Here is a 13,581-nt window from a genome sequence, read left to right as displayed (position 1 = left end):
CGGAGCCCGAGGTCAAAGAAGCCATTCACGGTTATGTCCAGGGGTACAACAAGTTCCTGGCCGAGACGGGCGTGAACAACATCTCCGATCCGGCCAGGACTGGCTCGCCTCGGCCGAGCTGCCGCTGCGCGTCACCACGGTCGTCGAGAAGGAACCCCTCGGCCGCGGTGGCGGCCTGAAGCACGCGGCCGCGTCCCTCCCCCACCCGGACCGCCCCTGGTACGCCACCAACGGCGACATCTGGACCCGCTTCTCGCTGCGCGAGATGGCCGCCTTCCACCACGAGCGGGACGCGCTGGCCACCCTGGCGCTGGCGCGCCCGCGCATCCCCTGGGGCGCGGTGGAGACCGACGAGTTCGGGCACGTCCTCGACTTCATCGAGGCCCCGCCGTCGCCGTACCTCATCAACGCCGGCGTCTACGTCTTCTCCGCGGCCTTCACCGGGCTCCTGCCGGAGCGGGGCGACCACGAGCGCACGACGTTCCCGCGCCTGGCGCGGGAGCGGCGGCTGGCGGGCTTCCCCCTTCCGCAGGGGGCGTACTGGCGGGCGATCGACACCGCGAAGGACCTGACCGAGGCCGCGAAGGAGCTGGCGCGGTAGCCCTCGGCACGGCGAACGCCGGACGGGCTGGAGAATCCAGCCCGTCCGGCGTTCGCATCGGGGGAAGCTCACCCCAGCAGGCCGCCGAGCGCACCTCCCCCGTGGGAGCCGCCCGCGCCGCCCGAGGAGCCGCCGGACGAGCCCGTCGCGCCGCCCGTGCCGGCCGAGCCCGAGGAGGAGCTGCGGGGCGGGGCCGCCGGCGCGGCCGGCTGGTGCGGGGTCTGGGGGGCGGGGCGGACGCCGCCCGGGCTGGTGCCCGGCTGGCCCGCGCTGCCGGTGGAGCTCGGCGTGTGCCCCGCCGCCCCGGCCGCGTTCGGCGTGGCGGCCGGCGTCGGCGTGTGGTGCGGGGTCGGGGTCGCCTTCGGCGTGCCCGGCAGCTGCGAGCCGTGCGCACCCGGCGTCCTGGAGGACGAGTGCTGCGGCAGCGGCGAACCGGGGAGGCTGTTGCTCGGCGGAGCCGTGGGATCGGGGGCCTGCGCGACCCGCGAGGAGCGGACCGCGCCGCCCAGCATCGAGCCGGTGAGCAGCGAGAGCCCGATGACGACGGTCGCGATGACCGTGCCGCGCCGCAGCACGCGCCGCCGCAGCTCCCACAGCCCGGCGCGCGGGCCGAGCCGCCGCCAGGCCTCGCCCGCCAGCCGCCCGTCGACGGAGTAGAAGGGCGCCCCGGCGATGACCAGGGGGCTCCAGGCAGCGAGGTAGATGATGTCGGGCGCGTCGTAGACGGGCGTGGCCTGCCAGCTCACGGTGACCAGCAGGATCGCCGAGAGCAGCACGCCGATGCCGGCGGCCAGCCGCTGCCAGAGGCCGAAGATGGTCAGGACGCCGACGACGACCTGGAGGAAGGCGACGGTCAGCCCGGACCCGACCGGGTGGGCGAGGGCCAGGTCGCGCAGCGGGGCGGCGGCCGGCCAGGGGTGCAGCGAGGTCAGCCAGGTGACCATCGAGCCGCGCTTGCCGCCGTCGAAGTAGACGGGGTCGCACAGCTTGCTCATGCCGGAGCAGACCGAGATCAGGCCGATGATGATCCGCAGCGGCAGCAGGACGACGCCGAGGTTCATCCGGCGGCCGGGGTAGTACGCGTGCCGGACGGAATCGGCCTGGCGCGAGCGCCCGGCCGCATTCTCCTCGTCCTCGAACGCGTCCGGTCCGTCGAACTCCGGATGGCCGTAGCCGACCTCGTCGAAGGCGCCGTGAGCCGTACGGACGCCGTCCAGCAGCCGGGTGCCCGGCCCGGAGCGAGCGACCCCGCCCTCGGTGGTCTCGGTGGTCTCACGGGGCCCGATGACGGTGGTGGGGGCGTCGTCCACGGCGATGCGCGGCAGCACCTGGGTGGCGCCGGCGTCGCCGCCCCCGGCGGCCGGGTGCCCGGCGGTGCCGGATTCCCTGACGGCCTCCAGGAGCTGGGTCGAGGCCGAATCACCGGGCCCGGTCCGCCCGCTCCACACCACGGGGGCACGGCGCCTGGCCGTGCTCTTCACGGTGGGCAGCTGCGCGGTGTCGGCCGCCACGGCGAACTGCCGGACGGCGCGCGGGGGCCGCGCGAGCTGCACGCGGAAACTCAGGTGGTTGACGGAAACCTGCGCCGGGTCGGACGGAACCTTCACCGTACTCAGCGTGGGCTCGTCGTACCCCGGAGAGCTTCCCCCCGTAGGTGTGCGGGGTGTTCTGGTGTCCACACTCATCTAACCGAGTGACGGGTGATGAGGACACTGCCTTGACCGACTCGATATGTTCGAGACCCGTCAAGATCATCCGGCGGGGGCGGGGCGCAGGCCCCGCCCGGCACCCGTCAGGCCCGGCGGCGGGACGCCTCGTAGAGCACCACACCGGCGGCGACACCGGCGTTCAGCGACTCGGCGCCGCCCGGCATCGGAATGCGCACCCGCAGGTCACAGGTCTCGCCGACCAGCCGGGACAGGCCCTTGCCCTCGCTGCCGACGACGATCACGACCGGGCCCTCCAGCGCCTCGAGCTCGTGCAGCTCGACCTCGCCGTCGGCGGCCAGGCCGATGACCGTCATGCCGGCCTTCTGGTAGGCCTCCAGCGTCCGGGTCATGTTCGTCGCGCGCGCCACGGGCGTCCGGGCGGCGGTGCCGGCCGAGGTCTTCCAGGCGCTGGCGGTCATGCCGGCCGCGCGCCGCTCGGGGACGACCACGCCGTGCCCGCCGAAGGCGGAGACGGAGCGGACGACGGCGCCGAGGTTGCGCGGGTCGGTGATGCCGTCGAGGGCGACGATCAGCGGGTCCTCACCGGCGTCGTAGGCGACGTCGGCCAGGTCCTCCGGGTGCGCGTAGTCGTACGGCGGCACGGACAGGACCACGCCCTGGTGGTTGAGCCCGTTCGTCATCCGGTCCAGCTCCGGACGCGGGGCCTCCATGAGGTTGAGGCCCTTCTCCGTGGCGAGCTGGACGGCCTCGCGCACGCGCTCGTCGTTGTCGACGAACTGCTGCACGTAGAGCGTGTTCGCGGGCACGCCCTCGCGCAGCGCCTCGACGACCGAGTTACGGCCGACGACGAGCTCGTTGGGGCCCTTGGCGCCGCCCCGGCGCGGGGCCGGGCGGCGGGCCGCCTGCTTGGCCTTGGCGTTGGCGAGGCGGTTCTTGACGTGTCCCTTGCGGGCGGACGCGGGCGGGGTGGGGCCCTTGCCCTCCAGGGCCCGGCGCCGCTTGCCGCCGCTGCCGACCGTCGCGCCCTTCTTGTTGGACGTGCGGCGGTTCCTGCGCTGGCTGTTGCCGGCCATGGGTCACCCGTTTCTTCACTGCTTAAGAGCCGCTGGGTGCGGCTCGGTAAAAACGTACGTACGAAAAGTGTCCCTCAGGACGGGTCAGGACAGGGACCAGCGGGGGCCGGACGGGGTGTCCTCGATGACCAGGCCGGACTGCTGGAGCTGGTCGCGGATGGCGTCGGCGGTGGCGTAGTCCTTGCGGGTACGGGCCGCCTGGCGCTGGTCCAGTACCAGGGAGACCAGGGAGTCCACCACGCCGTGCAGCTCCTCGCCGCGGCCGCCGTCGGCCTCGCTCCACTGCTCGGCGAGGGGGTCCAGGCCCAGCACGCCGAGCATGGCCCGCACCTCGGCCAGCCGCGCGACGGCCGTCTCCTTGTCGTCGGCGGTCAGCGCGGCGTTGCCCTGGCGGACGGTGGTGTGCACGATCGCGAGCGCCTGCGGCACGCCCAGGTCGTCGTCCATGGCCTCGGCGAAGGCGGGCGGCACCTCGGCGGCGGGCGGCACCGTCTTCCCCGCCTTTTCGGTGACCCGCTGGACGAACCCCTCGATGCGGGCGAAGGCGGCCTCGGCCTCGCGCAGGGCGGCCTCGCTGTACTCGATCATCGAGCGGTAGTGCGGGGTGCCGAGGTAGTAGCGCAGCACGATGGGGCGCCAGCGCTTGAGCATCTCGGAGACGAGGACCGAGTTGCCCAGCGACTTCGCCATCTTCTCACCGCTGATCGTCACCCAGGCGTTGTGCAGCCAGTACCGCGCGAACTCGTCGCCGAAGGCCTTGGCCTGGGCGATCTCGTTCTCGTGGTGCGGGAAGATCAGGTCGATGCCGCCGCCGTGGATGTCGAAGGCCTCGCCCAGGTACTTGTGGGCCATGGCCGAGCACTCCAGGTGCCAGCCCGGGCGGCCGCGGCCCCAGGGGGTCTCCCAGCTGGGCTCGCCGGGCTTGGCGGCCTTCCACATGGCGAAGTCGCGCGGGTCGCGCTTGCCGGTCTCGCCCTCGCCGGAGGGCTGGAGGAGGTTGTCCAGCTCCTGGTTGGACAGCTCCAGGTAGCCGGGGAAGGAGCGGACGTCGAAGTAGACGTTGCCGTCGGCGGCGTAGGCGTGGCCTCGCTCGATCAGGCCCCGCATCATCTCGATCATCTCGGGGACGTGCCCGGTGGCGCGCGGCTCGACGGTGGGCGGCAGGCAGCCCAGGGCGGTGTAGCCGTCGTTGAAGGCGCGCTCGTTCTCGTAGCCGATGGCCCACCAGGGGCGGCCCTGGTCGGCGGCCTTGGCGATGATCTTGTCGTCGATGTCCGTGACGTTGCGGACGAACGTCACGTCGTAGCCGCGGTAGGCGAACCAGCGGCGCATGATGTCGAAGTTGAGGCCGGAGCGGATGTGCCCGATGTGCGGTGCGGCCTGCACGGTGGCACCGCACAGGTAGATCGAGACACAGCCCGGCCGGAGCGGGGAGAAGTCACGGATCTGCCGGCTGCTGGTGTCGTACAGGCGAATGGTCACGGCACAAGGGTAGTGGCCTTCTGGGGGTGCCCCGCCGCCCCCGGCAGGCTTTGCCCGCCACTGCGGCGCGTTTTGCCCGCTATTTGCATTTTGCAGCAAAAATACAAATACCTCTGGTAGCTTCCCGGCACACGCCAGGCCGGCCGGTCCGGCCGCCGGAGCCGCCGCGGAACCGAGGAGGGGCGTTGCACTCCACTGTGCCGGTGCAGCAGCAGGATCCGGAACCCCTGAGCCCGAAAAAGGGCCGGCCGGGCGGCACGAGGGACCGCGGCAGGCTGGCCGCGCTGGACGGGCTGCGGCTGTGCGCGGCGCTGATGGTCGTCGCGTACCACTACGTCGCCTTCGGCAGCGGCGCCTGGGACCGGTCCACGCGGGAGGTGTTCCCCAGGGCGTATCTGCCGGCCTCCTACGGCTGGCTGGGCGTCCAGCTGTTCTTCCTGATCAGCGGCTTCGTCATCTGCATGAGCTGCTGGGGCAAGAGCGTCGGGGACTTCGCGGCCTCGCGCGTGACCCGGCTGTACCCGGCGTACTGGTTCTCGGTGCTGACCGTCGCCCTCGTGGTGCGGCTGTGGCCGGCGGTCAACGACGCTCCCCGGCTGCGGGACGTCGCCGTCAACCTCACGATGTTGCAGGACCCCCTGGGGGTGCAGCCGGTCGACGGCGTCTACTGGACGCTCTGGATCGAGATGCGCTTCTACCTGCTCTTCGCGCTCGTCGTCTGGAAGGGACTGACCTACCGCCGCGCGGTGGCCTTCTGCGTGCTGTGGTCCTTCGGGGCGGTGATCGCGCGAGCGACGGACAACCGCACGCTCGACCAGATCCTGATGCCGCACGACTGCTGGTTCTTCATCGCCGGCATCGCCTTCTACCTGATGCACCGCTTCCGCCCGAACGCCGTGCTCTGGCTGATCACCGGCGGCTGTCTGCTGGTGGCCGAGCACGATGTGCTGGAGTCCCAGAAGGGCGCGGAGGGCCACATGGGCCACCACGTGCCGCAGTGGCCGACGATCGTGCTGCTCGCGCTCTTCTTCCTCGCCGTGATGGCGATCGCCCTCGGCCGGGCCCACCGCGTGAACTGGCGGTGGCTGTCCACGGCCGGGGTGCTGACGTACCCGCTCTACCTGATGCACGAGCGCATCGGCTGGGTGGTCATCAAGCACCTGGGCGGCGACATGCCGCGCTATGTGCTGCTGCCGGCCCTCGTCGCCGGGATGCTGGTCCTGGCATGGCTGGTGCACCGCTGCGTCGAGCGGCCGCTCGCCCGGCGGCTCCGCCGCGCGCTCCAGCGCGCGGCGGCCGACATCAGGTCCGGCGGCGCCCTGTCCGGGCCGCCGGAACGACCCGAGTGACTTTTCCGCCACCAGGAGGACTGATGCGACACAGACGGGACGGAAGAGAAGGGAAGGGGCAGGAGATCACTGTCATTCGACGAGACCCGCAGCAAGGGGAGAGGACTGCATGCGCTTCGCCAGCCGAGGTGAACTCGACGGCGGCCTGGTAGCCGTCCAGAGCGCCCGGAGGCCGGCCCCGCGGCTACGGGTCCTGGACGGGCTCCGTCTGGTCGCGGCCCTCATGGTGGTCTTCTACCACTACGTCGCCCTCCGCGGCGGCTGGGGCGCCGACCCGGCCCGGGTCTTCCCGACCGCCGGCCTCCTGGCCCGCTACGGCTGGCTCGGGGTCGAGACATTCTTCCTGATCAGCGGATTCGTCATCTGCATGAGCACCTGGGGCCGGACGCTCGGCGACTTCGTCGTCTCCCGGGCCTCGCGGATCTACCCGGCCTACTGGGTGGCCGTCCTCGTCACGGCCGCGGTCATCACCCTGTGGCCCGACGTCCGCACCGTGAAGGGCTGGGACTCCGTCCTGACCAATCTCACGATGCTCCAGCAGGGCATCGGCGTCTGGGACGTCGACGGCGTCTACTGGACGCTGTTCATCGAGCTCAAGTTCTACGTCCTCTTCGCGATCGTCGTCGCCACCGGGGTGACCTATCGCAAGTGCGTCGCGTTCTGCGGCGTCTGGACGGTGCTCTCGGCGACCGCGCCGACGGTGGACGACAAGCTGCTCACCCTGTGGGTGATGCCGCTGTTCTCGCCCTACTTCATCGCCGGCATCGCCTTCTACCTGATGCACCGCTTCCGGCCCACGGCCCTGCTGTGGGGCATCGTGGCCGTCTCGCTGCTGCTCGGCCTCCACGGCATCCCCAAGCGGATGCACGACAACGTCGACGGCGCGGCCGCGATCTGGCCGGCCACCCTCATCGTGGTCGGGATCTTCGGGGTCATGGCCCTGATCGCGCTGGGCACGTTCGACCGCGTGCAGTGGGGCTGGCTGACGACGGCGGGCGCGCTGACGTACCCGCTCTACCTCATCCACCAGTACATCGGCATGACGATCATCCACGCCCTGCGCGGCCGTGTGGCCGCTCCGCTGCTGGTCGCCGGGGTGGCCCTGGCCATGCTGGGCGCGGCGTGGCTGCTGCACCACTGCGTGGAACGGCCACTGGGCAGACGGATGCGGAACGCCTTGCGGCGCGGCATGGAGGAGATGCGGCGGCACTCGGCAGGGCCGGCAGCCGTGCCGGCGGGCCTGCCGGTGCGGCAGGAGCCGCGCGCGTACGAGAAGGCGGAGCCCGACCGGGTGGGCTGACCCGGGGGCTCCGGCCCCCGGACCCCCGGTCCCCCGGGACGGGCTGGATCTTCCAGCCCCTCCGGCGTTCTACAACGTCCCGACCACTTTCCGCGGAGTGATCCGTACGACGACCCGCTCCGCGTCGTCCTTCGCCGCCGGGTTGAAGTCCGCGTAGTCCTTCCCCGTGTACTTCCGCGACAGTTCGTTGATCAGCTCCTGGCCGCCCTGGGTGCCGAGCGCCGCCTCGCCGCGGACCTCCGCGTACGTGTAGGGCGCGTTCGGCGGGTTGATCAGGACCGTGACGCGCGGGTCGCGGCGCAGATTGCGCTCCTTGCGGCGGCCCACGGTCGTGGAGACCAGCAGGTCGTTCCCGTCGCGCTTGATCCAGGTGACGGACAGCTGCGGGCTGCCGTCGGGCTGGACGGTCGCCACCACGGCGAAGACCGGGTTGTCGTCGATGTACTTCTGCAGATCGTCGGAGAGTTCGGCGGACACGGGCAGGGCTCCTTCCCTCGGGTGATCACGGCGCCGGCATCGTCACCGTATGCCCACCCGAGGGCGAAAAGCCGCTTTCAGCGCACGAAGACCAGTGCCGTGGCGACGGCCGCCAGGCCCTCCGCGCGGCCCGTCAGGCCGAGCCCGTCGGTCGTCGTGCCGGAGACCGAGACGGGGGCGCCGACCGCGGCGGACAGGGCCTTCTGGGCCTCCTCGCGGCGCTTGCCGATCTTCGGGCGGACGCCGATCACCTGGATGGCGACGTTGCCGATCTCGAAACCGGCCGCCCGGACGATCCGGGCGGCCTCGGCCAGCAGGGTGACACCGGACGCGCCCGACCACTCGGGGCGGTCGGTGCCGAAGTGGGCGCCGAGGTCGCCGAGGCCGGCCGCGGAGAAGAGCGCGTCGCAGGCGGCGTGGGCGGCGACGTCACCGTCGGAGTGGCCGGCGAGGCCGTACGCGGAGTCCTCCCACAGCAGGCCGGCGCACCACAGCTCGCGGCCCTCCTCGAAGGCGTGCACATCGGTGCCTATACCGACCAGCGGCAGCACGGGACGCTCAAAAACCATCGGTGGCCCTCCTCCGGGCGAGTACGGCCTCGGCCAGGACGAGGTCCAGCGGCCGGGTCACCTTGAAAGCCTCCTCGTGGCCGCGGATGACCACGACCTTCACCCCCAGGCGCTCGACCATTCCGGCGTCGTCCGTCGCGCCCTCACCCTCCAGGGCGATCTTCCGGTGCGCCTCGGCGAGAGTGCGGCGGTCGAAGCCCTGCGGGGTCTGCACGGCCCGCAGCAGCGCCCGGTCGGGCGTGCCGACCACGGGCTCGGGCTCGCCGGCCTGCTCCCCGGTGCGGGGCTCGACCTGCTTGACGGTGTCCGCGAGCGGCAGCGCCGGCACGACGGCGGGCGTACCCTCGCGCACGGCGGCGGCCACGGCGTCGACGGTGTCGACGGGCACCAGCGGCCGGGCGGCGTCGTGGACGAGCACGGTCCCGACGTCCTCGGGCAGGGCGGCCAGGCCCAGGCGCACCGACTCCTGGCGGGTCGCGCCGCCGGGCACGACCCTCACCTCGGTGCGGTCGTGGTCGCCGAGGGTGAATTCGTCGAGCAGGTTGCGGACCTCGCCGGCGCCGTCCGGCGGGGCGACCACGACGACGAGCGAGACGGCGCGGGAGGCCGCCATGGCCCGTACCGCGTGGACGAGCATGGGAGTGCCGCTCAGGGCACGCAGCGCCTTGGGCGCGCCCGGACCGAGCCGGACGCCGCGCCCGGCGGCGGGGATGACCGCGGCCGTGCGCGGGGCGGCGGGGGCGGAGCCGGTCGCTCGATCAGACATTGGGTTGGCGTTCAGGTTTGTGTCCTCGGCCGAGTTGGGTATGGCCTCAGCGTGCCGGGCGCGCTTCCCGACCAGCCCCTTCCGTGACGACTGGTCGAATCGGCTGCCCGGGCCCGGCACACCGAGCACGGCGTGGCCGGTGCAGAGATGCCGCAGCGCCCGGCGGATGACGGACGTCATCGCGCGGGCACCGCGGCACTTCGTTTGCGACCGGCTCGTCCGGTTGCTTACGTCTTCCCGTTACTGCTGCTTACTGCTGCGTCAGGACGCGAGGACCTCGTCGAGCAGAGCCTCGGCCTTGTCCTCGTTGGTGTTCTCCGCGAGGGCGAGCTCGCTCACCAGGATCTGCCGCGCCTTGGCGAGCATGCGCTTCTCACCTGCGGAGAGACCGCGCTCACGCTCGCGCCGCCACAGGTCGCGGACGACCTCGGCAACCTTGATCACGTCACCGGACGCGAGCTTCTCGAGATTTGCCTTGTAGCGACGGGACCAGTTCGTCGGTTCTTCCGCGTAGGGTGCACGCAGCACCTCGAAGACCCGGTCAAGCCCGTCCTGGCCGACCACATCGCGAACGCCGACGAACTCCGCGTTGTCCGCCGGCACCCGAACCGTCAGGTCACCCTGGGCGACCTTCAGCACCAAGTAGGTCTTGTCCACGCCTTTGATCTGGCGAGTTTCGATGGCCTCGATCAGCGCGGCCCCGTGATGGGGATAGACCACGGTGTCGCCAACCTTGAACGTCATGTGACAGGTACCCCTTCCGTGGCTATCCAGTCTAACACGGCGGGTGGCCGTTCTGAATGGCGTTTCCGCAGGTCAGGGCATATCTCGGGGCTTGACAACAGCGACAGGGACGTGCTGCGGCAGCCTTCCGGAAGCGGGTATTCGCAGGTCGGAGCGGTTGTCCGGGCGGGGAGAAACGCGGACGTTACACGCGTCCGGCGGGTCCCGCGAGCTCCCGAACGTCCCGTTTTGCCGGGGTCCGGTCGGCGGACTTCCGGTACTCCGTTCGGGGCCGGAGGAGCTGCCACGATCGGAATCCGGAATTGATCAACCTGAACTTGATCAATTCCGGAACGGCTTCCTCGCCGCCGCCCGCATTCATTGCCGATAATCCGCGCGGCGGTCTTCCGGCGGCTTCCCCGGCGCTCCATGGTCGATATTCGGCCGCCGGGCCGCGCGGAGCCCGAGTGGACCATGGGGGCGGGTCGGGTGCGGCGGCCCCACGACGGCTCGGTAACCTAAGCGCGCTGACGCAGTCTTACGCCACGTATACCTCTCGTACCTCGTCCAAGGAGATGCCGCCGCCGTGAGCAGCAGCCTTCGACGCGGCGCACTCGCCGCTTCCGCCCTCGTGCTCTCGATCGCCTCGCTCTCCGCCTGCGCGGCGGGCAACGACGCTCAGACCCTGGAGGTCAAGCCGGACAACGCCGCCACCTCGGTCGGCGACGTCAAGCTCCAGAACGTCAACGTGATCACCCAGCCGGACCAGAACGCCACCGGCCCCGCCGTGATCACCGGCCAGGTCTTCAACAACGGCGACACCGACCAGCAGCTGCGCTCGATCTCGCTGCCCGGCACCAACGCCACCGTGAAGCTGACCCCGGCGCAGGGCTCGGGCCCGATCACCGTGCCGGCCCACGGCTCCGTGCTGCTCGGCGGCAAGGGCAACGCCTCCGCCGTGCTGCCGAACGGCCGCGAGGGCCTGAAGGACGGCGCGGCCCAGCCCCTGTCCTTCGACTTCAGCTCCACCGGCGCGGTGCGGGTCTCCGCGTTCGTCTTCCCGGCGAAGAGCTACTTCCAGGAGTGGGGTCCGTCCCAGGGCGCCTCCCCGGCCGCTCCGGCCTCCCCCGGGGCCTCGGCCCCCGCCTCCGCCCCGGCGTCGCCGGCGGGCCAGCCGGCCAAGCCGGCCGCGAACGCCGGCGCGTCCGCGCAGGGCACGCAGCAGCACGCGGGTCACTGACACACACAGGAGGGGCCGGAAGCGAAACGCTTCCGGCCCCTCCTGGCATGCTCGCCGGCCTACGGCTCGAACTTGTAGCCGAGCCCGCGGACCGTCACCAGGTAGCGCGGCGCGCCGGGGTCCGGCTCGATCTTGGCGCGCAGCCGCTTGACGTGGACGTCGAGGGTCTTGGTGTCGCCGACGTAGTCCGCGCCCCAGACCCGGTCGATGAGCTGCATGCGGGTGAGCACCCGGCCCGCGTTGCGCAGCAGCATCTCCAGCAGGTCGAACTCCTTGAGCGGCAGGTCGACCTTGGCGCCGCCGACCGTGACGACGTGCCGGTCGACGTCCATCCGCACCGGCCCGGCCTCCAGGGCCGCCGGCGTGACCTCCTCGGGCTCGCCGCGGCGGCGCAGGACGGCGCGGATGCGGGCGACCAGCTCGCGCGAGGAGAAGGGCTTCGTGACGTAGTCGTCGGCTCCTATCTCCAGGCCGACGACCTTGTCGATCTCACTGTCCTTGGCGGTCACCATGATCACGGGAACGTTGGAGCGGCCGCGCAGCTGCCGGCAGACCTCGGTGCCGGGCAGGCCCGGCAGCATCAGGTCGAGCAGGACCAGGTCGGCGCCGTTGCGCTCGAACTCGTCCAGCCCCTCGGGGCCCGTGGCCGCGACGGCGACCTCGAAGCCTTCCTTGCGGAGCATGTAGGACAACGCGTCGCTGAAGGATTCCTCGTCCTCTACGACGAGCACTCGGGTCACGGGATGACCTCCGGTCGGGGCTTGATGCGGCACAGCGCGGTGGGGAAGGGAAGAACGGGGGGAGGGGCGGGGGCGGCGGTCACAGCGCCTCCGTGGGCCGGACGGCCAGGGGCGTGCGGGTGGCCCGGGGTTCGGGGCGGTCGTCCGGGTCCTCGTCGAACGGTTCGTCGTCGGGCTCGTCGTTCTCCGGGCCCTCCTCGGGACCGAGCAGCGGGCGGTTCCGCTCGCGGGGCGCCTCCCGCAGGCGGTCGCGGACGGCTCCGGCCTCGGGCAGGCGCAGGGTGAAGGTCGAGCCCTGACCCTCGGCGCTCCAGACGGTGACCTCTCCGCCGTGCGAGGCCACCACGTGCTTGACGATGGCCAGGCCCAGGCCTGTGCCGCCGGTGGCGCGCGAGCGGGCGGGGTCGACGCGGTAGAAGCGCTCGAAGACGCGCTCGCGGTCCTTCTCGGAGATGCCGATGCCCTGGTCGGTGACGGCGATCTCGATCAGGTCGCCGCCGGGGGCGGCCACCTTGCGGGCCGAGATGCCGACGCGCGTCCGGGCGGGGCTGTAGTTGACGGCGTTCTCGACGAGGTTGCCGAGGGCGGCGGCGAGCTGGCCGCGGTTGCCCCAGACGTGCAGGTCGGCGGTGCCTCCGACGGCCATGGTGATCTGCTTGGTGCCGGCCTGGTGGCGGCAGCGGTCGACGGCCTCGGCCGCCAGCTCGTCCACCCGGACCGGCTCGGCGTCCTCCAGCGGGTCGTCGTTCTGCACCCGGGAGAGGTCGATGAGCTCCTGGACGAGGTTGGTCAGCCGGGTGGCCTCGATCTGCATCCGGCCCGCGAAGCGGGTGACGGCCTCGGGGTCGTCGGCCGCGTCCATGACGGCCTCGGAGAGCAGGGAGAGGGCACCCACCGGGGTCTTGAGCTCGTGACTGACGTTGGCGACGAAGTCGCGGCGGACGGCCTCGATGCGGCGGGCCTCGGTGAGGTCCTCCACCAGCAGCAGCACCAGCCGCGAGCCGAGCGGCGCGACCCGGGCCGAGACCGCGAGCGCCTCGCCGCCGCGCCCGGTGCCGCGACGCGGCAGGTCGAGCTCGACCTGGCGTATCTCGCCGTCGCGGCGGGTGTCGCGGGCCATCTGCAGCATCGGCTCGACGGCGAGCTTGCCGCCCCGGACGAGCCCGAGGGCGTACGCGGCGGAGCTGGCCTTGACCACGGCGTCGCCCTCGTCGAGGACGACGGCCGAGGAGCGCAGGACGGACAGCACGGTGTCCACACCGGGCGGGAGCACGGCGTCGGTGTGCAGGGAACTGCGGGTGGGGCGCGCCTGGTCCCGCTCGCTCCAGCGGAACGCCAGCATGGCGATCACTCCGGTGCACAGCCCGGCGATCCCCGCTGCGGCGGCGACGGCCGCGTCCACGTTCATGACTCAAGGTTATGCGGCAGGAAGGACACATCCACAGCCGAACGGGGGGTGCCTCGAACACACGTTGCCGAGAGTTCACCTTGAGGTCCTCGGTGGTTCATTCCGGCGGTCGGAACCCGTCGCGTTCCGGCCGGAGTGTGGGACCGTGGGCGGCCGGAAAGGTGTCGGCCACCCGAGTAGGAC

The 13,581-nt window shown here is 71.9% G+C and carries 13 protein-coding genes; 4 read left to right on the top strand and 9 right to left on the bottom strand.

Annotated features, from left to right (window positions below):
• Positions 1-601: sugar phosphate nucleotidyltransferase (locus tag AB0K09_RS01540; RefSeq protein ID WP_366063174.1), on the top strand; the 601-nt coding region annotated here is incomplete at its 5' end.
• Between the two features lie 68 nt (positions 602-669).
• Here the strand turns inward: AB0K09_RS01540 and AB0K09_RS01535 are convergent.
• From AB0K09_RS01535 to cysS, 3 genes are all read right to left on the bottom strand, one after another.
• Positions 670-2,286 (bottom strand): DoxX family protein, encoded by a 1,617-nt coding sequence (locus tag AB0K09_RS01535; protein ID WP_366063173.1) that lies wholly within the window; start codon positions 2,284-2,286, stop codon positions 670-672.
• 107 nt (positions 2,287-2,393) lie between these two features.
• A complete protein-coding gene (gene rlmB, locus AB0K09_RS01530) occupies positions 2,394-3,344 on the bottom strand; it encodes a 23S rRNA (guanosine(2251)-2'-O)-methyltransferase RlmB (RefSeq protein WP_366063172.1) in 951 nt (316 codons plus the stop codon).
• 84 nt (positions 3,345-3,428) lie between these two features.
• On the bottom strand, positions 3,429-4,826 hold the full coding sequence (gene cysS, locus AB0K09_RS01525; RefSeq protein WP_366063171.1) for a cysteine--tRNA ligase: 1,398 nt from the start codon (positions 4,824-4,826) through the stop codon (positions 3,429-3,431).
• A 185-nt stretch (positions 4,827-5,011) separates the two neighbouring features.
• Between cysS and AB0K09_RS01520 the strand changes: the two genes are divergently transcribed.
• Both AB0K09_RS01520 and AB0K09_RS01515 read left to right on the top strand, forming a co-directional pair.
• Positions 5,012-6,175, top strand: a complete 1,164-nt coding sequence (locus AB0K09_RS01520) for an acyltransferase (RefSeq protein ID WP_366063170.1) — start codon at positions 5,012-5,014, stop codon at positions 6,173-6,175.
• Positions 6,176-6,284: 109 nt separating this feature from the next.
• Entirely contained in the window at positions 6,285-7,475 is a 1,191-nt protein-coding gene (locus AB0K09_RS01515; protein WP_366063169.1) for an acyltransferase, read from the top strand.
• Positions 7,476-7,544: 69 nt separating this feature from the next.
• On the opposite strand, the gene AB0K09_RS01510 is transcribed toward AB0K09_RS01515, so the two are convergent.
• The 4 genes from AB0K09_RS01510 to AB0K09_RS01495 all read right to left on the bottom strand — a co-directional run bounded on the left by AB0K09_RS01510 (position 7,545) and on the right by AB0K09_RS01495 (position 10,031).
• Positions 7,545-7,952 (bottom strand): PPOX class F420-dependent oxidoreductase, encoded by a 408-nt coding sequence (locus AB0K09_RS01510; protein WP_366063168.1) that lies wholly within the window; start codon positions 7,950-7,952, stop codon positions 7,545-7,547.
• A 77-nt stretch (positions 7,953-8,029) separates the two neighbouring features.
• A complete protein-coding gene (ispF, locus tag AB0K09_RS01505) occupies positions 8,030-8,521 on the bottom strand; it encodes a 2-C-methyl-D-erythritol 2,4-cyclodiphosphate synthase (RefSeq protein WP_366063167.1) in 492 nt (163 codons plus the stop codon).
• Positions 8,511-9,287, bottom strand: coding sequence for a 2-C-methyl-D-erythritol 4-phosphate cytidylyltransferase (gene ispD, locus AB0K09_RS01500; protein ID WP_366063166.1), 777 nt, complete (start codon positions 9,285-9,287; stop codon positions 8,511-8,513). Before ispD ends, ispF begins: the two co-directional genes overlap by 11 nt.
• Positions 9,288-9,548: 261 nt before the next feature.
• Positions 9,549-10,031: a CarD family transcriptional regulator gene (locus tag AB0K09_RS01495; protein WP_003953493.1), complete on the bottom strand. Its 483-nt coding sequence runs from the start codon at positions 10,029-10,031 to the stop codon at positions 9,549-9,551.
• A gap of 565 nt (positions 10,032-10,596) precedes the next feature.
• On the opposite strand from AB0K09_RS01495, the gene AB0K09_RS01490 reads away from it, so the two are divergent.
• Positions 10,597-11,250, top strand: coding sequence for a DUF461 domain-containing protein (locus tag AB0K09_RS01490; protein WP_366063165.1), 654 nt, complete (start codon positions 10,597-10,599; stop codon positions 11,248-11,250).
• Positions 11,251-11,309: 59 nt separating this feature from the next.
• Here the strand turns inward: AB0K09_RS01490 and AB0K09_RS01485 are convergent, their stop codons facing one another.
• Positions 11,310-11,990: a response regulator transcription factor gene (locus tag AB0K09_RS01485; protein ID WP_366063164.1), complete on the bottom strand. Its 681-nt coding sequence runs from the start codon at positions 11,988-11,990 to the stop codon at positions 11,310-11,312.
• 79 nt (positions 11,991-12,069) lie between these two features.
• On the bottom strand, positions 12,070-13,398 hold the full coding sequence (locus AB0K09_RS01480) for an ATP-binding protein (protein WP_366063163.1): 1,329 nt from the start codon (positions 13,396-13,398) through the stop codon (positions 12,070-12,072).
• Positions 13,399-13,581: the final 183 nt, after the last annotated feature.

It is taken from the genome of Streptomyces sp. NPDC049577 (genome assembly GCF_040675635.1).
GTDB lineage: Bacteria > Actinomycetota > Actinomycetes > Streptomycetales > Streptomycetaceae > Streptomyces.
The sequence above is the reverse complement of the archived record's forward strand: the minus strand, read 5'-3'. Positions and strand labels throughout refer to the sequence as shown.